Source organism: Actinomycetota bacterium, from assembly GCA_019347675.1.
Classification (GTDB): domain Bacteria; phylum Actinomycetota; class Nitriliruptoria; order Nitriliruptorales; family JAHWKO01; genus JAHWKW01.
On sequence record JAHWKW010000008.1, the window covers coordinates 71,551 to 91,886 of the forward strand.

Annotated in this window: 22 protein-coding genes; 2 read left to right on the forward strand and 20 right to left on the reverse strand. The window is 69.7% G+C overall.

Features of this window, described 5'->3' with window-relative positions:
* Nucleotides 1-11: 11 nt before the first annotated feature.
* Nucleotides 12-2,309 (reverse strand): hypothetical protein, encoded by a 2,298-nt coding sequence (locus KY462_06895; protein ID MBW3577454.1) that lies wholly within the window; start codon nucleotides 2,307-2,309, stop codon nucleotides 12-14.
* 143 nt (nucleotides 2,310-2,452) lie between these two features.
* Here KY462_06895 and KY462_06900 point away from each other — a divergent pair, with 143 nt between their 5' ends.
* Both KY462_06900 and KY462_06905 read left to right on the forward strand, forming a co-directional pair.
* Nucleotides 2,453-3,277 (forward strand): GNAT family N-acetyltransferase, encoded by an 825-nt coding sequence (locus KY462_06900; GenBank protein ID MBW3577455.1) that lies wholly within the window; start codon nucleotides 2,453-2,455, stop codon nucleotides 3,275-3,277.
* Nucleotides 3,274-3,687: a hypothetical protein gene (locus tag KY462_06905; protein MBW3577456.1), complete on the forward strand. Its 414-nt coding sequence runs from the start codon at nucleotides 3,274-3,276 to the stop codon at nucleotides 3,685-3,687. The genes KY462_06900 and KY462_06905 overlap by 4 nt, the downstream gene beginning before the upstream one ends.
* Nucleotides 3,688-3,722: 35 nt before the next feature.
* Here the strand turns inward: KY462_06905 and KY462_06910 are convergent, their stop codons facing one another.
* From KY462_06910 to KY462_07000, 19 genes are all read right to left on the reverse strand, one after another.
* A complete protein-coding gene (locus KY462_06910; protein ID MBW3577457.1) occupies nucleotides 3,723-4,265 on the reverse strand; it encodes a hypothetical protein in 543 nt (180 codons plus the stop codon).
* A gap of 20 nt (nucleotides 4,266-4,285) precedes the next feature.
* Nucleotides 4,286-4,792, reverse strand: a complete 507-nt coding sequence (locus KY462_06915) for a peptidylprolyl isomerase (GenBank protein ID MBW3577458.1) — start codon at nucleotides 4,790-4,792, stop codon at nucleotides 4,286-4,288.
* Nucleotides 4,793-4,824: 32 nt separating this feature from the next.
* The gene (locus KY462_06920) at nucleotides 4,825-5,541 is read right to left on the reverse strand and encodes a peptidylprolyl isomerase (GenBank protein ID MBW3577459.1); all 717 of its coding nucleotides are present in this window, start codon (nucleotides 5,539-5,541) and stop codon (nucleotides 4,825-4,827) included.
* Between the two features lie 97 nt (nucleotides 5,542-5,638).
* A complete protein-coding gene (locus KY462_06925) occupies nucleotides 5,639-6,031 on the reverse strand; it encodes a DUF1232 domain-containing protein (protein MBW3577460.1) in 393 nt (130 codons plus the stop codon).
* Nucleotides 6,028-7,806: a 3-hydroxyacyl-CoA dehydrogenase family protein gene (locus tag KY462_06930; protein MBW3577461.1), complete on the reverse strand. Its 1,779-nt coding sequence runs from the start codon at nucleotides 7,804-7,806 to the stop codon at nucleotides 6,028-6,030. Before KY462_06930 ends, KY462_06925 begins: the two co-directional genes overlap by 4 nt.
* A 136-nt stretch (nucleotides 7,807-7,942) precedes the next feature.
* Nucleotides 7,943-8,770, reverse strand: coding sequence for a CPBP family intramembrane metalloprotease (locus tag KY462_06935; GenBank protein MBW3577462.1), 828 nt, complete (start codon nucleotides 8,768-8,770; stop codon nucleotides 7,943-7,945).
* On the reverse strand, nucleotides 8,767-10,056 hold the full coding sequence (murA, locus tag KY462_06940; protein ID MBW3577463.1) for a UDP-N-acetylglucosamine 1-carboxyvinyltransferase: 1,290 nt from the start codon (nucleotides 10,054-10,056) through the stop codon (nucleotides 8,767-8,769). The genes KY462_06935 and murA overlap by 4 nt, the downstream gene beginning before the upstream one ends.
* Nucleotides 10,057-10,141: 85 nt before the next feature.
* The gene (atpC, locus tag KY462_06945; protein ID MBW3577464.1) at nucleotides 10,142-10,540 is read right to left on the reverse strand and encodes an ATP synthase F1 subunit epsilon; all 399 of its coding nucleotides are present in this window, start codon (nucleotides 10,538-10,540) and stop codon (nucleotides 10,142-10,144) included.
* A 54-nt stretch (nucleotides 10,541-10,594) separates the two neighbouring features.
* Nucleotides 10,595-12,055 carry a F0F1 ATP synthase subunit beta gene (gene atpD, locus KY462_06950; protein ID MBW3577465.1) on the reverse strand — a complete coding sequence of 487 codons (1,461 nt, stop codon included), beginning with the start codon at nucleotides 12,053-12,055 and terminating at the stop codon, nucleotides 10,595-10,597.
* Between the two features lie 20 nt (nucleotides 12,056-12,075).
* Entirely contained in the window at nucleotides 12,076-12,960 is an 885-nt protein-coding gene (locus KY462_06955; protein MBW3577466.1) for a F0F1 ATP synthase subunit gamma, read from the reverse strand.
* 3 nt (nucleotides 12,961-12,963) lie between these two features.
* Nucleotides 12,964-14,595 carry a F0F1 ATP synthase subunit alpha gene (atpA, locus tag KY462_06960; GenBank protein MBW3577467.1) on the reverse strand — a complete coding sequence of 544 codons (1,632 nt, stop codon included), beginning with the start codon at nucleotides 14,593-14,595 and terminating at the stop codon, nucleotides 12,964-12,966.
* A 96-nt stretch (nucleotides 14,596-14,691) separates the two neighbouring features.
* The gene (gene atpH, locus KY462_06965) at nucleotides 14,692-15,231 is read right to left on the reverse strand and encodes an ATP synthase F1 subunit delta (GenBank protein ID MBW3577468.1); all 540 of its coding nucleotides are present in this window, start codon (nucleotides 15,229-15,231) and stop codon (nucleotides 14,692-14,694) included.
* Between the two features lie 6 nt (nucleotides 15,232-15,237).
* The gene (gene atpF / locus KY462_06970; GenBank protein MBW3577469.1) at nucleotides 15,238-15,828 is read right to left on the reverse strand and encodes a F0F1 ATP synthase subunit B; all 591 of its coding nucleotides are present in this window, start codon (nucleotides 15,826-15,828) and stop codon (nucleotides 15,238-15,240) included.
* A 52-nt stretch (nucleotides 15,829-15,880) separates the two neighbouring features.
* Nucleotides 15,881-16,120 (reverse strand): ATP synthase F0 subunit C, encoded by a 240-nt coding sequence (gene atpE / locus KY462_06975; protein ID MBW3577470.1) that lies wholly within the window; start codon nucleotides 16,118-16,120, stop codon nucleotides 15,881-15,883.
* An 82-nt stretch (nucleotides 16,121-16,202) separates the two neighbouring features.
* A complete protein-coding gene (atpB, locus tag KY462_06980) occupies nucleotides 16,203-17,039 on the reverse strand; it encodes a F0F1 ATP synthase subunit A (GenBank protein ID MBW3577471.1) in 837 nt (278 codons plus the stop codon).
* Nucleotides 17,036-17,455: a hypothetical protein gene (locus KY462_06985; GenBank protein ID MBW3577472.1), complete on the reverse strand. Its 420-nt coding sequence runs from the start codon at nucleotides 17,453-17,455 to the stop codon at nucleotides 17,036-17,038. Before KY462_06985 ends, atpB begins: the two co-directional genes overlap by 4 nt.
* A gap of 43 nt (nucleotides 17,456-17,498) precedes the next feature.
* Complete coding sequence (locus KY462_06990) at nucleotides 17,499-17,774, reverse strand: hypothetical protein (protein MBW3577473.1); 276 nt, start codon at nucleotides 17,772-17,774, stop codon at nucleotides 17,499-17,501.
* Between the two features lie 65 nt (nucleotides 17,775-17,839).
* Nucleotides 17,840-19,018, reverse strand: coding sequence for an undecaprenyl/decaprenyl-phosphate alpha-N-acetylglucosaminyl 1-phosphate transferase (locus KY462_06995; protein MBW3577474.1), 1,179 nt, complete (start codon nucleotides 19,016-19,018; stop codon nucleotides 17,840-17,842).
* A gap of 3 nt (nucleotides 19,019-19,021) precedes the next feature.
* Nucleotides 19,022-20,296 (reverse strand): serine hydroxymethyltransferase, encoded by a 1,275-nt coding sequence (locus KY462_07000; GenBank protein ID MBW3577475.1) that lies wholly within the window; start codon nucleotides 20,294-20,296, stop codon nucleotides 19,022-19,024.
* Nucleotides 20,297-20,336 lie beyond the last annotated feature (40 nt).

Below are 20,336 nucleotides of genomic sequence, written 5' to 3' on the forward strand. Positions count from 1 at the left end.
TCGGCGTGGCGTCAACGGACCGGTGCCAGCGCCATCTCGCCCGCGCTTTCGTCGCTGGCCCAGTCGGGGTCCAGAGCCGGGGCGCGCAGCATCGCGCCCCGCCCGTCCCACCGCCAGCCCAGCACCGGCTGGTCGCCGTCCCATGTCAGCCGGTAGCTCAGCCGCCCGGCGTAGGTCGGGGCGTTGGAGACCTCGACCTCCTCGCCACGCCACTCCGGCGGCAGGACCCCGAGGAGCGCCACCGACCCGTCAGGCTGCTCACGGAGCAGCATGGCGCGCACGAAGGTCAGGAAGTCCGCCGCGGCCCACCCGTGGTGTCCGTCGCCGATGCATCCCCCGGCCAGCTGCGGGTGGATCGCCTCCGGCCACGTGAACGTCGGCGTGGCCGCATCCATCAGCCACTGCAGCCGCCGCCAACCGCGTATGTCGCCCCGTTCGAGTTCGACGAACGCCAGTTGCAGGGTCAGGTAGGTGCCGAGGCCGGTGTGGGAGATCTGCTGGTAGAAGGCATCCCCGATGCAGAAGTTCTCACGGACGATGCGCAGCGTCCCCTCGATCAGCGGGTCGTCGGCCGCGATCAGCCCCAGAGGGACCGACGCGGCCAGGGACCCGACCATGCCCGCATCGATGCCTCGGTAGGGCCCGGCGGGGATGAACGGATGCTCGCGATCTGCGTGCCGGCTCGCCCAGGTGATCGACGCGAGGATGTCGCGCCGATAGCGGTGCGCTGCCGCCTCGATGCGGGTCGCAGCGTCGGGCTGGCCGAGGACGCGTGCGATCTCGGCACCGTCGATCAGCCCGCGCAGACCCCAGAAGTCGTCCCAGTAGTAGTAGTCGAACGGCCCAAGGTGCTCCGCGGAGACCCCGGCAGGGAGCAGACCCTGCACCCCCCGCGGAGCAGGGGCACGTGTCATCCCCCGACGGGTCCGTGACCTCACCCCTTGCCGTGTGCGCTCGATCCAGTTCACGCCTGCCCGCACGGCAGGCTCCAGCTCGCGCAGCAGGTCGTCGTTCCCGGTGAGGCGATGGTGCTCAGCGATGGCGTGGATGGCTGCGCCGTTGGCGTCCCACTCGCGCCACTGGCTGTAGAAGAAGCCGTCGCTGCGCTGCCGTTGCGGGTAGGTGTGCAGGACGTCCTCGACCTCCTCGTGGAAGCCCCACCGGTCGAGCGCTCCGAGCTGGTAGGCGGCATCGCGGAACCAGAAGCGGTGGTAGGTGGACGGCCCCGCGGTGATGTCGCCCGGGTCGTGCAGGATCAGCTGGTAGGCGCGGTTGGCGTCGACCGCGCTCTGCAGCTCCGGGTCCGGCAGCCGGACACGAAGTCCACGGTCGAGGGTCCCCGCCCACCGGCTACGGACGACGTCCACACGTGCGGCGCGATGCAGGCGGTTGTCGGGGACACGCACCGTACGCCGCGGAGGGAGGGGAACCAGCACGTGGATCCGCTCCCCGGCCGGGACGTCGTACACGACCGCCGCCTGGGCGAGCCCGGCCGGGTCGTCGACGCGCTGGGGCACGGTCGAGGTCGCCCTGCCCCGGACCAGCGTGTGCAGGCTGTCGCCGAGGTGGTAGCCGGACGCCACGTTCGCGACCGGCCGCCACGGCAACAGCAGCGCCACCTCAGCGTCGGCGCGCAGCTGGCGGGCCTCGACCTCGATGGACTGCACCACCGCGAGACCCTCGGGGTTGTACGGCCGCACCGCGAAGGCCACCTCGAGCGCCGCATCCGACCGGTTGGTGACCTCCACGACGGCGAACTCCTCGCCTTCGACGCGGGTCGCCCAGGCCCGCTGGCGGGCCTGCCCACCGGCGACCGCGATGCTCGTCTCGACGACCGGCAGGTCGTCGACCAGCCTCTGGGTCACGTCGGTCTCGCGGCTGGGCAGGTGCCAACCCGCCGAGGATCGCACCCACCAGTCCACCGACCAGCTGTCGTGCCTGGGGGTCACCAGCCCGGCGGGATCGACCACCGCCTCCCACGGCGAGTTGGGGTTGCCGATCGCGGTCCAGTTGCGGTGGGTGACGTTCGCGGCGAACGGCAGGTGACCGCGCGGCACGAACGACGGCGACTCGGGGTCGAGCTGGCGTTCGAGCCAGTACGGCCACAACCAGTCCGGGCGGATCTGGGCGGCGCTCCGCGTCCGCAGCGCCCGAACCAGCGTCCGGGCGCCCACGGGGAGCATCTCGGCGGGTGGATGCATCTCCAAGCGCTCGCCGAGGCGCTGGAACGTGGACAGGTGGCGCAGGATGTCGTCGCCGATCCGGAAACGTCTCGCCAAGCGCCGCAGCACCGCCCCGCGCCAGTCCACGTTGATCCCTCCTGGCCGACCTCGCCACCTTCTCGCAGCTCGCCTCGCTGCGCCACCGTCCACGCCGTCCCATCGGCGCGAACGCGCATGTAGCTGGTTGGTAGCCTCGTTGGCGAGGGCAGCGACGGAAGGGAACCCACACGGTGAGTTGGGGGACGACGGAGGCGACGACGAGTACGGTCGCCGTCCGCGATCTGGATCTCGCCCAGGCTCTCGACGACCACTTCCGTCTCCAGGTGCTGGCGTTCGGCCACGTCACCCCGTCCGGGGATGGCGTCGTCTCCGACCACGCCGTCATGGCCCAGTGTGGGGGGCCGTCGGTCTTCAACCGTGCGACCGCGCTGGACCTGGAGCAGCCCGACCTCGCCGTCGCTGAGGTGCAGCACTTCTTCGGCGACCTGCCACACACCCTGTGGCTCCGTGATGATCGTGTCGACGAGGACGTCGACCGCCTCCTGCGCACGCGCGGGTACGTGCCTCTGACGCCGGTCTCGGGCATGGCCCTCGAGCTGCCTGCCTCCGACCTACCGGTCCGAGACAGCCACCGGGTTCAGCTACTGACCGATCCGTCGCTGGCGGAACGGCTCGCTTCGGTCGCCAGCACGAGCTTCGGCTTCGGTCGCAGCGATCGGCTGGTGTTCGAGGACCTCGCGCGCAACGTGCTGCGCCACGCCCGCCCGTACCAGCACGGGGCGGTGTACGGCGCCCCCTACGGGTCCGAGATCGTGGCGATGGGACTGCTGCTGTGCACCGCTGACCTGGCTGGGATCAGCACGATCGCCACGGCGCCACTCCACCGGCGCCGCGGGCTGGCGACAGCGGTGATCACCCGGGCACTCAACGACGCTGCTGCGCTCGGCTACCGGGTCGCAGGCGTGGTGACCAACCCCGACAGCGGGCGGTTGATGGCCGAACTGGGCTTCGAGGAGGCGTTGGCGTACCGCGTGTACCGGCAGGTGGCCCGGTGAGGTTCGGCGAGCGGCTCCGGGCGTGGTTCAAGGGAGAGACCCGACGGAAGCCGCCATCGAAGAGCACCGCCGCGCCCTCCGGCGCCGCGGTCAAGGAGCTGGAGGACTTCATCGCGACGCGGGAAGGTGTCGAGGGCTACCTCGAGCCCAAGACGGCGATCTACTCCACAACGCTGCTGCTGGTGGCCGCCGACGGCGAATACCTGCGCCGGCCGGTGAAGGACCGCTCGCACGCCGAGAGCTTCTGCGCCAAGCACGGCGTCCCCGTGTACGACGCGGCGAAGGTCGGCTACCCACGGCGCATGCGCGACTTCGAGCGCGGGGTGCGTCGCGAGACCGTCCGTCTGGAGGATCTTCCGCCCTGGCCCGGAGGTGACGCCGACGGGCCGCGCCGGAGCGACGAGGGCTGAGCCGGGCGCGGTAACGGACCCCCCATGTCGCCGGGTCAGTTGCCACGCAGCTGACCTGCGCGTTCGGCGACCTGCTCGCCGAGCCGGCGGATGACCGCCCCCAGTCGCTCGCGTTCGGCCCGCGGTGCGTCGACGAACCGGTAGCTGGCCTCGGCCACCCGCCACCGGTCGCCCAACCGCAACAGCGTGATCACACCCTCGGCGGTGCCCGCTGCCGTCTGAGCCGTGTACCCGACGAGCGACTGGGCGGGCTCACTTCCAGCCGTGCGTTGAGAGCCGAGCACCTCGACGGTGACGTCGTCGCCGGCGAGCCGGTGCAGTTCCGCCACCAACACCGCGTGGTCGCGGCGGGTCACCACCGCCCGGTAGGCGTGGGTGACCAGCGTGTAGGACGCCTCCTCCTGGCCACGTAGCGCCGCCTCGACGAAGTCGCGCGCGACGTCCTCCTCGGGTCGTGGGCCCGTCGTCACGGCGGCCACGACGACGGCGACCACCGCGACCAGGGCCAGCACTCCCGAACCGACCGCGATCGCAACCACACGGTGGTTGCGGTCTTGGGCGTCGCGCGGTCTGGGCAAGGCGGTCGCTCGACGGTGCATCACATGGCGGCGCCGCCGACTCGCGACTCGGAGATCGCCACCGTGCGGATCGTGACGTCCTCGCGCGGCCGGTCGTTGGCATCGGTCGAGGTGGAGGCGATCTCGTCGACGACGTCCATCCCGACGCCAACCTCACCGAAGACGGAGTAGTTGGGCGGGAGCGGCGCGTCGCGCTGGACGATGAAGAACTGCGACCCGTTGGTGTCGGGACCGGCGTTGGCCATCGCGACCGTCCCGCGGGGGTAGCCACGCTGTCGGGCCAGTTCGAGCTCGTCCTCGAAGCGGTACCCGGGTCCGCCCCTGCCGGTCCCGGTGGGGTCGCCGCCCTGGATCATGAAGCCCTCGATCACCCGATGGAAGATCACCCCGTCGTAGAAGCCGTTCCGGGCCAGGAACACGAAATTGTTCACCGTCCGTGGACTGTCAGCCACCAACAGGTTCAGCTCGATCGTCCCCTCGGTGGTCTCGACCGTCGCCGAGTAGTCGCGTTGAGGATCGATCTGGATCGGTGGCGGTGCGTCGAACTGGTCGGTCACGTCTACGTCCCTGTCGTGGTCGATGCCGGCGATGCCGCGTCGGTGGGCGATCGCGTCACCGCCTCGATGGTGACAGCCTCGATGTACACCCGCCGCAGGGGGGACTGTCCACTCAGCGGGACCTCCTCGATCCGCTGCACGGCGTCCATGCCGTCGACGACCTGCCCGAACAGGTTGTACTGCGGCTGCAACGCCTCAGCGCCGCCGGGGAGCACGATGAAGAACTGCGAGCCGTTGGTGTCGGGACCCGAGTTGGCCATCGCGACCGACCCAGGGACGTACCCTTGGGTCCTGGCGAGGTGCAGCTCGTCGCCGAAGCGGTAGCCGGGGCCGCCGCTGCCCTCCCCTGCGGGGTCGCCCCCCTGGACGACGAACCCGGGGGCCACACGGTGGAACGTCAGCCCGTCGTAGAACCCCTGCTCGGCGAGGAACACGAAGTTGTTCACCGTCCGCGGCGCCTGCTCCTCGTACAGGTCGACGATCACGTGTCCGCATGACGTCGCGATGGTGGCGCGGTAGTCCGCCGTCGGGTCGATGCTCAGCTCAGGCGGCTCGTCGAAGCGCGGCTTGTCCTGACCGGCGACGGCGGGGACCTGACCGCCGCAGGCGACGTCGGGCGTCGGCTGATCGACCACGGGGGCCACGCGGGGCGGCAACAGCGACACGATCATCGCCAGCGCCACGACCAGGACGACCGCGCCGATCACGCCGACGGTCATCCGCCGGCGGCGCCTAGCCAGTCGGTTCTGACGAACCCGCCGCGCCCGGGCGCGGGCGAGGCTGCGCTGGTGCCCTCTGCCTTTGCCCACGGCCGCTCTACTTCTCCACGCCGGCGACCACCATGAGGAGGAAGAAACCGTCGTCGCTGCCCCGCCACAGGTCCTTGAGGACGTCGTAGCCGGCGGATCGCAACAGCTGCTGCACGCCCCAGGCGGCGAACGCCACATCGTCCATCTGTCCCACACCCGGGATGAAGTCGGGGATCACATCCATCGGCGACACCAGGTAGGTGGCCACCGCAGCGGCGAGGATCTTCGCCCGAAGCGGGACGCGCGGGTCGCGGATGACGTCAGCGAAGAGACGGGCCAGATCCGGCAGGAACCGGGCGAGCTCCTTCCACACCGGGGTGCCGGGGCGTCCAGCCACCGGTTGGGTCGTGGCTGGGCCGCGTTCGGCGCGAAGCGCCCCGCCGCGTTGCTCGGCACTCATCTGCGGTAGACGTAGAAGCCACGGCCGGCCTTCTTGCCCAGGTAGCCGGCTTCGACCATGCGGCTGAGCAGAGGCGCCGGCGCGAACGACGGCTCGCGGTGCTCCGCGTGCAGCCGTTGGATGATCGCCAGCGTCACGTCCAAGCCGACGATGTCCATCAGTTCGAACGGCCCCATCGGGTGAGCCGTGCCGAGCTTCATCGCCGTGTCGATCTGTTCGGCGGTGGCGTAGTGGGACTCGATCATCCTGATCGCGTCGTTGAGGTAGGGAAACAGCAGGGCGTTCACGATGAACCCTGCTCGGTCGCTGCACAGCACACCGACCTTCCCGCAGCCCTCGACGAACGCGCGGCACTGCTCGATCACGTCCAGATCGGAGCGGACTGTGGGGACGATCTCGACGAGCTTCATCACCGGGGCGGGGTTGAAAAAGTGCAGTCCGACCACGCGATCGGGTCGGGTGGTGGCCATCGCGCACTCGATCACCGGCAAGCTCGAGGTGGTCGTCGCCACGACCGCGTCCTCGTCGACCGCCCGATCGATCGCGGCGAACACCGTCCGCTTCACGGTCGGGTCTTCGGCGACGGCCTCGATCACGACGTCGCACGGCCTTAAGTGATCGAAATCCGCCGTGGGCTGCAGGCGTCCGAGGATCTCGACCCGGTCCCCTTCGCTGAGCCGGTCCTTGTCCACGAGCCGCTGGAGCCCTTTGGAGATCCCGTCGATCACGCCCTCGGCCTTGTGCAGAGCCCGCCCGCGCACGACGACCTGGTACCCGGCCTGAGCGACGACCTGCGCGACCCCGGTCGCCATCGTGCCGGTGCCCACCACCCCGACACGGGACCATCCGGCGATCACCGACGGGTCGGCCGCGTCCCGTGCCGCCTCGTCGGCGTCCAGCACCTGGGACGAGCCCGGCTCCGCGTAACGGTAGAACCCGCGGCCGGTCTTGCGGCCGTGGTACCCGGCGATGGTCAGGTGTCGCAGGATCGGCTGGGGCGCGAACCGGGTCTGGTTGAAGTGGCGCCAGATGGTCTCGGTGATCCCCAGCATGGTGTCGAGTCCGACCAGGTCGGCCAGCGCAATCGGCCCCATGGGGTGGCCCGCCCCCAAACGCATGGCGGCGTCGACGTCATCCTTGGTGGCGTACCCCGACGCCACCATGCCGATGGCCTGGTTGAGGTACGGGAACAGCAGCTGGTTGGCGATGAACCCGGGGCGGTCACCGACGACCACGGGGGTCTTGCCGATGCGGACGGCGAAACGCTCCGCACGAGTGACCACCGCCTCGTCGGTCACGGGCGTGCGGACCAGCTCGATCAGCTGCATCACGGGCGCCGGGTTGAAGAAGTGGAAGCCGAGCACGTGGTTGGGGTGGCGGGTGTGCACGGCGATGTCCAAGACCGGCAACGATGACGTGTTCGTCGCCAGGATCGTGCCCTCGGCGACGTTGTCGTCGACCTTGGCCATGACGTCCTGCTTGAGGTCGAGATCCTCCGGCACGGCCTCGACGACCAGGTCGGCGTCCGACAGTGCGGCGTACTTGGTGGTCCCCGCGATGCGGCTGAGGACGCCATCGCGCTCGGACGGGTCGAGCTTGCCGTGGTCGACCAGCCGCTGCAGGGAGTAGGCGATCCGCTGCCTGCCGACCTCGACGGCGTCGTCGTCGACCTCGACGAAGGTCACGTCGATGCCATGGCGCGCGACGAGCTCGCTGATGCCCGACCCCATCGTCCCGCACCCCACGACGCCGACCTTGGCGATCCCCTCGGCCACGGGCTGTCTCCCTGTCACGACACCACCTCATCCGGCGATGCTCGGACGCACGAGCCTAACCGTGTCGAGGGTGGACCACGACCGCTGTCGTACCTGGGTGGGCCAGCAGCGATGAGCCCGGTGTCACCGCGGGCTCTCAGACTGCGCCGGACGTCAGTGATGGTCCGGCGACCACCGCCACGGCCAGCGCGATCGCGTTGAACACCGCGTGGGCCGCCACCGGCACAACCAGGCTGCCGGTGCGGTGGAAGGCGCCCGCCAGCCAGAAGCCCAGGAGCACCAGCGCCAACACGCCGAGGAGCCCGGAGGCTTGGAACTGGCCGGACTCGTCGACGAGGAGCTCGAGGTGGGTGAACCCCCACACGAACGACGAGATCCCCATCGCCGGGTACAGCCCGACACGGCCACGCAGCGCCTGGAACAACACCGCCCGGTAGATCAGCTCCTCGACCACCGGCGCGAGGACGACCGCAGCGGCGACCGCCATGACCACGGTGGTGACCCCACCACCGGCGACGCGTTGCAGCGCCTCCTGCTGGGGCAACCGCTCGGGATCCACCGACGTCACGACGATCTGCAGAACGAGCATCACGACGACCCAGCCGGCCGCTCCGACCGCGAGCCCCACCAGGATGTGTCTGTTGCGGGGGCGCAGTGGCCCGAGCAGGTGCCAGGTCAGCGCCCCGCGGGCCCGCAGGTACGCCAGGGCGGCCGTCAGGACGACGACCTCGCTGGCGATGCTGAATCCGAGGAGAACGACGTCGGATCGCGCGTCCAGGCCCAACGCCGCCACGAAGCTGCTGATCACGACGATGGCGAGCAGGACGATCGCGATCAGCGCCAAACCGTCGCGCCACGACCACGGCACCTGGAACGCCTCAGGCGGGTCCGGAGCGTCGTGCCGCCACTCCGGCGCGCGCTGTGGCCAGCGCTCGTGACCGGCGGTGTCTTCAGGCCCGCTCACACGACACGCTCGATGTCGGCGCCGACTCCCTGCAGGCGCTCAGCGATGGCCGCGTAACCGCGGTCGATGTGATGCACGTCGTCGATGCGGGTCTCGCCTTCGGCCACCAGCCCGGCGAGGATGCACGCGGCGCCGGCACGGACGTCGAGCGAGCGCGCCCGTCCCCCGGTCAGGGGACGTGGCCCCCGGATGATGGCGTGGTGGCCGTCGATCTCGATATCCGCACCCAGGCGCGTCAGCTCGGTGACGAACTCGAAGCGGGACTCGAACACGTTCTCGGTGACGATGCTCGTGCCGTGGGCCTGGGACAGAACGACCATCAGCTGCGGTTGCAGGTCGGTGGGGAACCCCGGGTAGGGCAGGGTGACCACGTCGACCGGCTGCAGCTCGTCGGACGCGCGGACGCGTAGCCAGCCGTCGGTCTCCTCGATGTCCGCACCGATCGCCGCGAGCTTTGTCAGCGGGAGCTTGAGGTGACCGGGATCTGCGGCTTGTATGCGCAGGTCCCCGCCGGTGATCGCGGCCGCGAACGCGAACGTCCCGGCTTCGATGCGGTCGGGGATCGTGTCGTGGGTGACCGGATGCAGCGCCGGGACGCCCTCGACCGTCAGGGTCGGCGTTCCCACGCCTTCGATGCGGGCGCCCATCGCGATCAGCATCGTGCACAGGTCCTGGATCTCGGGCTCCCGGGCGGCATTGTCGATGACGGTCTGGTCGCCGGCGAGGACCGCCGCCATCAGCAGGTTCTCGGTCGCGCCGACGCTGGGGAAGTCCAGCGTGATGTCGGCGCCGTGCAGGCGCCCGCCCGGAACCTCCACCTCGATCTCCCCGTCGGCGTGCGTGACCTGGGCGCCCATCTGTTCCAGGCCGGTGAGGTGCATGTCGATCCGGCGAGCCCCGATCCGGTCGCCCCCCGGCGGGGCGATGCGAGCCCGTCCCACTCGCCCCACCAGTGGGCCGAGGACGGCCACGGACGCTCTGATCATGGTCACGAAGCGCCGCGGAGCCTGCCAGCCGGGCTCGTCGATCTCGATGGTGACCGTGTACGACATCCCGCCGGGGTCCTCGTCGATGGCGACGCGGGCGCCGAGGCCGGTCAGGACCTGGCCCATGATCGGCACGTCGGCGATCGCCGGAACGTTGTTGACGACCGTGCGGCCCTCGGCGAGGAGCGACGCCGCCATGTGCTTCAGCGCGGCGTTCTTGGCGCCGTTGACCCGGATCTCGCCGTGCAGCGGCTTGCCGCCGCGGACGACCAGGATGTCGCGCGTCCCGGGAGGGTTGATGGAGGCACTCACCTGTCACAGCGTAGTGACACGACTCCGGGCCGACGCCGGCAGGTCCCCGACCGGCGTCCAACCGGGCCGCGGCTCAGCCGCCTTCGGACATCTCGAGGCGGAGCTCGGCGCGGCGCACCGCCCGCTTGATCTCCGCCTCCTCCTCCTCGTCCTGGGGCGTGCGCGCCCGCAGCTGCTCGAGTTCGCTTTCTGCTCGGGCCCGGTCGATCTCGTGGGCAGGTTCGGCCATGTCAGCCAGGACAGCCACTTCGTCCTCACGGAAGTACAGGTAACCGTTGTGCACGGCGAACGACTCCCAGCTGCCGTCCTCGAGCTTGATACGCACCGGTGCGATGTCGAGCGCGAGCAGCGCGGGCTGATGGCCGGGGAGGATCCCGATCTCGCCCTCCATCGAGCGGGCGTACACCTCGGCGGCCTCCCCGGAGAACAGCTCCTGCTCGGCGGAGACCACCTGCACCCGCATGGTCGCCATGATGCTCCTCGCTCGTACCGCCCTGCGCCCAACCCGCTCGGGACGGCGCCCCGCTCAGGACTCGTCGAGCTCCTTGGCCTTCTTCTTCACGTCGTCCATGCCTCCCGCGAAGTTGAACGCCTGCTCGGGGTACTCGTCGAGCTCGCCCTCGATCAGCGCCTTGAACGATGCGACCGTCTCGTCGACCGACACGTACACGCCGGCCATCCCGGTGAACTGCTCAGCGACGAAGAACGGCTGGCTGAAGAACTGCTCGATCTTCCGCGCGCGCTCGACGGTCAGCTTGTCCTCTTCCGCGAGTTCCTCGACACCGAGGATCGAGATGATGTCCTGCAGGTCGCGGTACTTCTGCAGCACCTGCTGCACCTGTTGCGCGACGTCGTAGTGTTCCTGGCCCACGACGCTCGCGTCGAGGATGCGGCTGTTGGAGTCCAGGGGATCCACCGCCGGGTAGATGCCCCGCTCGGAGATGTCACGCGACAGCACCGTCTGGGCATCCAGGTGCGCGAACGTGGTGTGCGGCGCGGGGTCGGTGATGTCGTCGGCCGGGACGTACACCGCCTGCAGCGACGTGATCGACCGACCCCGGGTGGACGTGATCCGCTCCTGGAGGTTGCCCATCTCGTTGGAGAGGGTCGGCTGGTACCCGACCGCGGACGGCATGCGGCCGAGCAGCGTGGAGACCTCCTGGCCGGCCTGGACGAAACGGAAGATGTTGTCGATGAACAGCAGGACGTCGAGGCGCTCCTCGTCGCGGAAGTACTCGGCCATGGTCAGGGCCGACAGGGCGACGCGGAGCCGCACACCCGGCGGTTCGTCCATCTGGCCGTACACGAGCGCCGCCTTCTCCAGAACCCCGGACTCCTGGGTCTCGAGCCACAGGTCGTTGCCCTCACGGGTCCGCTCGCCCACGCCGGCGAACAGCGACACGCCGCCGTGCTCCTCGGCCACCCGGCGGATCATCTCCATGATGATGACCGTCTTGCCGACTCCGGCACCGCCGAACATGCCGACCTTGCCGCCGCGAACGTACGGCTCCATCAGGTCGATGACCTTGATGCCGGTCTCGAACATCTCGGTGCGGGGTTCGAGGTCCTGGAACGGCGGGGAGCCGCGGTGGATCGGCCAGCGGACGTCCACCTCGATGTTCTCCTCGTCGGTGTCCAGCGCCTGTCCGAGCACGTTGTAGACGTGGCCGAGCACGCCGCTTCCGACCGGGACCGTGATCGGCGCCCCGGTGTTGCGCACGGGCGTCCCACGGACGACCCCGTCGGTGGGTTGCATCATGATCGCCCGGACCGTGTGGTCACCGACGTGCTGAGCGACCTCGGCGGTGAGCTCCTCGGCCTGGCCGGTCTCGGCCTGACGTTCGAACTTCAGCGCGTAGTGGATCTCGGGGAGGTCCACGCCCGGCGGGAACGTGACGTCGACCACCGGCCCGATCACCCGCAGGATCCGCCCGTCTGCGTCGGTCGCTTGGTCGGTCTGTCCGCCCGTCTGTACGTCTGTGGCCATCTCGCGTCCTTGTCTGGGTCCTACTCGGCCAGGGCTTCGGCACCCGCAGCGATCTCGGAGACCTCCTGGGTGATCGCTGACTGGCGGGCCTGGTTGAGATCGCGGCTGAGATCGTCGATCATCTCCTCCGCGTTGTCGGTCGCTTGCGACATGGCCCGCTGGCGCATGGCATGCTCGGACGCGGCCGACTCGAGCAGCGCCGCGTACACCTTGGCTTCGACGTAGCTGGGGATGAGCCGGTCGAGGATGTCCTCGGGGTCCGGCTCGAACATGAACTCTGCGGGCAGTTCCTCACCGCCCTCGAGCTCCTCGACGTCCACCGGCAGGATCTGCATCGCGTTGGGTACCTGGCGTATCCGCGACTGGAAGTCGGTGTAGACCACCCAGACCCGGTCGAAGTCCTCGTTGGCGTACCCCCGCATCAGCGTGTCGGCGATCGGCGCGGCGTCCTCGATCTGCGGCTGCTCGGAGAACCCGGTCCAGGCTTCCTCCACCGGACGGTCCCGGAACGCGTAGAACCTGACGCCCTTGCTCCCGGTCACGAACAGCGCGATGTCGTTGTCGTTGTCGTCGGCCTCGCGGCCGATCAGCTGGTCGGAACGTTGCAGGACGTTGGCGTTGTAGGCACCAGCCAGCCCCCGATCCGATGTCATGACGCAGATCGCGACACGGTCGATCGAGTCGTGAGGGGCCAGCAGCGGGTGGTCCTCCACCGCCGCCGAGGCCATGAGCCCGCGCAGGATCTCGTGGATCAGCTCGGCGTAGGGACGAGCTGCCTCCATCCGGCGGATGGCGCGCTGGATCCGTGACGCGGCGATCATCTCCATCGCCCGCGTGATCTGCTTGGTGCTCTCGACCGAGTTGATCCGCTGACGCAGCTCGCGCAGCTCGGATGCGCCGGCCACCGGTTAGGCCTCCGCGCCTTCGGTGTCCTCCTGCTCCTCATCCTCGGAGGCGGACATCATGTCCCAGCCGGCGTTCTCCTCGTCCTCGTCTTCCTCCTCCGACGGCTCGAACTGGTCGACGAACCCGTCCACCGCCGAGCGGAGCTTGTCCTCGACCTCGTCGAGCTTCGCCGTCTGCAGGCGGTCCAGCAGGTCGCCGTGTCGGGAGCGCATGTAGTCGCGCAGTTCCCGCTCGAAGCGTTCGATGTCGTCGACGGGGATGTCGTCCATCCGGCCGTTGGTCACCGCCCAGATGGTGACGATCTGCTCACCGACCGGCACGGGCTGGTACTGCGGTTGCTTGAGCACCTCCACGACGCGCTCCCCCCGGGCGATCTGACGCTGCGCGGACTTGTCCAGCTCCGAGCCGAACTGGGCGAAGGATTCCAGCTCGCGGTAGTTGGCCAGGTCGAGGCGGACCCGCCCGGCGATCTTCTTCATGACCGGCACCTGGGCGTTGCCACCCACGCGCGACACCGAGCTGCCGGCGTTGACGGCGGGACGGACACCCTCGTTGAACAGCTCCTGCTCGAGGTAGATCTGCCCGTCGGTGATCGAGATGACGTTGGTCGGGATGTACGCCGAGACGTCACCGGCCTTGGTCTCCACGATCGGCAGGGCGGTCAGCGACCCGGCGCCGTTGGCGTCGTTCAGCTTCGCGGCGCGCTCCAGCAGACGGCTGTGGGTGTAGAAGATGTCACCCGGGTAGGCCTCGCGACCCGGCGGCCGGCGCAGCAGCAGCGACAGCTGACGATAGGAGTCGGCATGCTTGGACAGGTCGTCGTAGACCGCCAGGGCGTGCTCGCCGTGCCACATCCAGTGGTTGCCGATCGCGGCACCGGAGTAGGGGGCGACGTACTGGTACGCAGCCGGGGTCGACGCTGCGGCGTTGATCACGACGGTGTACTCCAGCGCGCCGTGTTCTTCGAGCCTCTGCACGACCTCGGCGACGGTCGAGCCCTTCTGGGCGATCGCGACGTAGATGCACTTGACGGCCCGTTCGGTCCCCCAGAACCGGCGCTGGTTGATGATCGTGTCGACCGCGAGCGCCGTTTTCCCGGTCTGACGGTCGCCGATGATCAGCTCGCGCTGACCACGGCCGATCGGGATCATCACGTCGATGGCCTTGATCCCCGTCTGCAGGGGTTCGTTGACCGGCTGGCGCTCGACGACCCCGGGCGCCTGCACCTCCAGGTTGCGGCGGCCCTGCATGCGCGAGTCGTCGAGCGGACCTTTGCCGTCGACCGGCCGCCCCAACGGGTCGATGACCCGGCCCAGCAGCCCGTCGCCGACGGGGACCGACAGCACCCGACCGGTGCGTCGCACCGTGTCGCCTTCTTCGACGCTTGACCATTCACCCATGATCACCGCGCCGATGGTGTCCTCGTCGAGGTTCATGGCCAGCCCGAACAGGCCGCCACCGAAGTCGAGCAGTTCGTTCGCCAGCGTCCCCGGCAGGCCCGCGATGTGAGCGATCCCGTCGCCGCTCTCCGTCACCCGCCCGACCTGCTCCTGTTCGACGTCGGCGTCGAACTCTTCGACGAGCGAGCGGAGCGCGGAGGACACGTCCTCGGGTCGGATCGTCAGCTCAGCCATGCCGTGTGCTCCTGTGTCGCTGCACGCCGGGCAGATCCACCCGGGCGCTCGGTCGAACGGTACCCGCTACCGGCCAGGACCGTGACCGGCCCGTGATCATCCGCCCATCCGGCTGCGGACCTCATCGAGTCGGCGTGCGACCGACCCGTCGATCACGGTGTCGCCGATGGTCGCGCGCACACCGCCGACCACCGCCGGGTCGACGAACACCTTCAGCTCGAGGTCTTTGCCGGTGACGCGCTCGAGCGCCTGCCGTAGCCGGTCGCGCCGGTCGTCGTCGAGGGGCACGGCGACGTAGACCTCGGCGAGCTCGCGCTGTCGCTCCGCGGCGGCACGCTCGGCGACACGGCGGGCGATCTCACTGAGGTCGCGGACCCGACCGGCGGTCACGACGAGCGCCATGGCCGTTCGCGTCGCGGGGTGGGCGGCTTCCAGGATCCGGTCGATCACCTCGAGACGGCGCCCCGCCGGCAGCTGCTGGTCGGTGAGCGCGTCGTGTAGCTCCCGGTTGTCACGGAGAGCCCGGGCGATGCGCAGCAGCTCATCGTCGACGGCGTCGAGCGCGCCCTCCCCGCGGGCGACCTCGAGGATCGCTTCGGCGTAGCGGCTCACGCGGTCGGTGTCAGCGTCGCTCACGACGGGTCACTCACCTTCACCGGCTGACGTCCCCGCGGGCGCGGTCTCGACCTCGCCGTTCCCTGAACCGGCGAGCTGCTCGATGTAGCGGTCGACGAGGCCCTGGTGCGCTTGCTGGTCGAGCTCCTTGCGCACGATCTTCTCGGCCAGCTGGATCGACAGGCGTCCCACCTCCGACCGCAGCTGCTGCACCGCGCGCTCGCGCTCTGCGCGGACCTCGGCCTGGGCCCGCTCCACGATCGACTCCGCCTCCGAGTCGGCCTTGGCGACGATGTCGCGGCGGAGCGCCTCGGCGGTCTCGCGCGCCTCCTCGATGATGCGGTTGGCTTCGCCACGGGCGTCCGACAGCTGCTCCTGGTACTCGTCGCGGATGCGCTGCGCCTCGTTCAGCGTCTCCTGCGCCTGTTCCTGGCGACCCTGGATGCTGGCGGCCCGCTCCTCGAGGACCTGGTTGATCCGGGGGAACGCGAACCTGGCCATCACCCAGTAGAAGATGCCGAACGCGACAGCGCCCCAGAACAGCTCCGCCGGGGCCGGTAGCACCGTCGGGATGCCGCCGCCGCCCGCACCAGCCAGCTGCATACCGGTGCCGACCATCGCGTCTCCGTTCGTCAGGTCAGGAAGAACAGTTCGTCAGGTGAACAGTCCGTCAGGTCAGGAAGAACAGCACGAAGCCGAACAGCGCGAGCGCCTCGACGAACGCGATCCCGATGAACATGGTCGTGCGGACCATGCCGGCTGCCTCGGGCTGGCGGGCCATCGCCTCGACCGCCTTACCCACCAGGAACCCGATGCCGAGGCCCGGCCCGATCGCCGCCAGCCCGTACACCAGCCCCTTGCCGATCGAACTCACGCCTCCGGCCTGAGCGAGGATGAGAAGATGTTCCATCTGGTTCCGTCTCCTTCTCGCGACGCCCAGCGGGGCGCGGTCGCGGACCGCCGGCGGTCGCCGGGCGGGCTTCGGGCAGTCGTTAGTGCTCGGGGTGCATGGAGCTGCTGATGTACACGGCGGTGAGGATGGTGAAGATGTAGGCCTGGAGGGCGCTGATCGCGATCTCGAAGCCGACCATGGTGGGCCCCGCCAGGAAGCCGAGCAGGAAGCCGATGATCGACCCCTTCATGTTGAAGGTCAGGCTGTGGATGTCGAAGAAGAACGCGTTCGCGCCGATGAAGATGATCGTCAGGATGATGTGACCGGCGAGCATGTTGGCGAACAGACGGATGGACAGCGTCAGTGGACGGACCAGGAAGGTCGACAGCACCTCGATGGGGATCACGAGCGGCATCACCCAGCCCGGGACACCGGGTGGGAGCGCGACGTTGCGCATGTATCCCCGCCCACCCTGCTCCTTGATGCCCACCAGCACGAAGATCGTCCACGTGACGAACGCGAGGAACGCGGGGAGGGCCATCCGCGACGTGATGGGGAAGTTGATCAGCGGGGTGACCTCGAAGAGGTTGCCCAGGAAGATGAACACGAACAATGTGGTCAGGAACGGAACGAAGCGCAGACCTGCCGGGCCGATCACCTCGATCACGATGTAGTCGCGGATGAAGCCGACGATCGACTCCATCACCGCCTGGAACTTGCCAGGGACGACCTTCGGGTCGCGGAAGGCCCCCAGCCACAGCGCGCTGAGGATCGCCACCGCGACGAACGTCAGGAGCGCAACGCGGTTGAACCCCAGCGGGATGCCCAGCACCGTGACGTTCTCGAAGAACAGCGCCGGGTACTCGAACATGTGCTCGAGGGCCGGCACCTCGAACAGCTGGGTCGGCTCGGTGGCGAGGAGCACCGGCGCGGTCAAGCGGTCTCCTTCCGGTCTAGCTCGAGTGACCAGAACTCGGGATGGCTGAGCGCAACGTACGCCTCGTACCCGAGCAGGAGTACCGTAGCGCCCGCGACGGTGATCGCGAGGACCGGCGTATCGACCGCAGGGACCGGGTCGAGCGCCACCGCCGCCAGGCCGAGCCCGAGCAGCCGGGCACCGGAACCGCCCAACGCCACCGCACCGACCATCGCCGGCTTGCGGCGGGCGGCCCAGTGCAGCGGCAAGGCGCCCGCCGCGAACCAGACCACCGTCAGCGCCAGCGCACCGGCTGCGGTGAGTGCGCCGCGCGGGCCCCTCAGCGCAGCGGCCAGGCCCGCAACCGGCACAAGCAGGAGCAGACCCAGCCGCGCGGCAGCCCGTGCCATGACGTACTCGGCGGTGGCGTGGGACACGTGTGGGACCCCCGTGCGGGAGGTGGGCAGCCCACCGAGGTCGTCAGTCGAACGCCTCGCGGGCGCGGCGGACACGTTCGTCGTCGGCTGCGGCCCCGTCCGCCACCATCCGCAGCCACAGCAGGTAGTTGCCGATGAGGAACCCGAGGACGCCGCCCACGATGACCCCCCACGGGGATGTGTGGAAGGCGTAGGTGTCGGCCAACCAGCCGATGCTGCCCCAGGTGAGCGGGGCGGCGACGAACTCGGCGAGCATCACCGTCCCCTTGTCCACGTCGCGGTAGGCCGCGGTGCGGTCTGGGCGATCGGAGGGACGCATGCTCGACCGGACGCTAGCAGCGGCTCGGAACGCGGGTCAAAGCAGCGGCAGGACCGATCGACCCCTTACCCACTGCGACGCTGGCCACCGGCGTGGTCCATGCCCTCGTCGGCCTCGTTGGCACCGGCACGACGCAGCCCTGCTGCCGTCGCGAGCGCGCCGCCGACCGCAAGAAGGATGACGACCACCAGGACGGTGCGGACATCGAGGTACGCGACCCCCACCGAACCGAACGCCGCCACCGCCGACCAGTAGTACAGCGTGAGGACAGCCTGGCGGTGGGTGACACCGAAGCGGAGCAGGCGGTGATGGAGGTGACCTCGGTCGGGCGTCGAGACCGGCTGGTGGCGGTACACCCGGCGCACGATCGCGAACAGGATGTCAGCGAACGGGATCGCCAGGATGAAGGCGGGGATCAGCAGCGGGACGGGGGTCAGGAAGTCGACGTAGCTGGGGTCGACGCTGCGTCCCACGAACGCGATGCCGCTGCTGGCCAACAGCAGGCCGAGCATCATCGAACCGGTATCCCCCATGAAGATGCGGGCGGGATGGAAGTTGTGCCACAGGAACCCCAACGACATCCCGGCGATCGCTGCCGCGACCAGGGTGGCCGAGGTCGGCGCAGACTCGGCGATGCCCCGCGTCTCCGCGGCGTGGACGAACCAGAAGAAGGCGGTCGCCGAGATCGCCGACACGCCAGCGGCGAGACCGTCCAGCCCGTCGATGAAGTTCACGGCGTTGATCATCGCCACGATGAACAGCACGGTCAGCGGCACCCCCAGGTCGGGAGACAGCACGACCACACCGACCCCCGGGATCCAGGCGTACACCACCTGGATGCCCTGCAGGACGACCATCAACGCCGCGAGAGCCTGGCCGCCGAGCTTCACGGGGGGTGACAGACCGCGGGTGTCGTCGAACACTCCGACCACGGCGATGACCAACACGCCGAGCGCCAAGCCGAGCGGCTCCGACGTGGCGCGGAAGACGGCGGCGAACGGGCCCTGGCCGGAGCCGCCTGCGTCCAGCCCGACCTGGGCCAGCAGCCACGCCACCCCCATGGCAGACGCGAAGCCAGCCAGCAGCGCCAGACCTCCCAGCGTGGGGATCGGCCGGACGTGGACCTTGCGGGACTCTGCAGGCAGGTCCACCGCCCCGAGCCGGCGCGCGAGCCGCTCTATCGGCGGGGTCACCGCGAACGTCACGGCCCCCGCGACGACGAACACCGCGGCGAAGGGGAGCACCGGTCAGTCGGAGACCGGGATACCGGGCGCAGCGAAGCGCGCGGTCACCTCGCGGACCTCGACGGCGATCTTGTCGAGGGTCTCCTCGTCGTCCCGCCTGGCGGCCTCGACCGCCTGCTCGATCCAACCGGCCACCACGCGCATCTCGTGGGGTCCCATCCCGCGGCTGGTCACCGCCGGGGTGCCCAGCCGGATCCCGGACGGGTCGAACGGTGTCCGTGGGTCGAACGGGACCGTGTTGTAGTTGCACACGATCCCGGCCCGGTCGAGCGCCTGGGCGGCTGGCTTGCCCGGGATCCCCTTGCTGGTCAGGTCAACCAGGATCAGATGGTTGTCGGTCCCGCCGGAGACGAGGTCGAAGCCGTGCCCGCTGAGCTCGTCTGCCAGCACCTGGGCGTTGGCCACCACCGCGGCGGCGTAGTCACGGAACGCCGGCTCGGCGGCCTCGCGCAGCGCCACCGCGATCGCAGCGGTGCCGTGGTTGTGGGGGCCGCCCTGCAGCCCCGGGAACACCGCACGGTCGAGGGCTTGGGCATGCTGTTGGTCGCAGAGCAGCATCGCCCCGCGTGGGCCACGCAGCGTCTTGTGGGTCGTGGTGGAGATGACCGGGGCGTGACCGACTGGCGACGGGTGCACCCCACCGACGATCAGTCCGGCGATGTGCGCGATGTCGGCGACCAGGAGCGCGTCGACCTCGCGGGCGATCTCGGCGAACGCCGCGAAGTCGATCATCCGCGGGATCGCGGTGCCGCCGCAGAAGATCAGCTTCGGCCGCTCACGCCGGGCGACGTGGCGCACCTGGTCGTAGTCGATCCGGCCGGTCTCCTCGGCGACGCCGTAGGAGACGCTGCGGAACCACCGCCCCGTCACCGACACCCGCCAGCCGTGGGTGAGGTGGCCACCGTGTGGGAGCGACATCCCCATGACCGTGTCGCCCGGCTCCAGGAACGCGAGGTAGATGGCGAGGTTCGCCGGCGATCCCGAGTACGGCTGCACGTTGGCGTGATCGATGCCGAACAGCCGCGTCGCGCGCTCGATCGCGAGCAGCTCGACCTGATCGATGACGTCCTGGCCCTCGTAGTAGCGGCGGCGCGGGTAGCCCTCGGAGTACTTGTTGGTCAGCACGGAGCCGGTGGCTTCCAGCACCGCCCGCGACACGTAGTTCTCCGACGGGATCAGGCGGATCTTGTCCCCCTGGCGCCGCTCCTCGTCGCGGATGAGGCGGGCGACATCCGGATCGACGGTGGCCAGCGTGGCGGCACCGGGGGAGGTGGGCATGCCGACTCCTGCGGCGTGGAGAGTGGAGCCACACTACCGC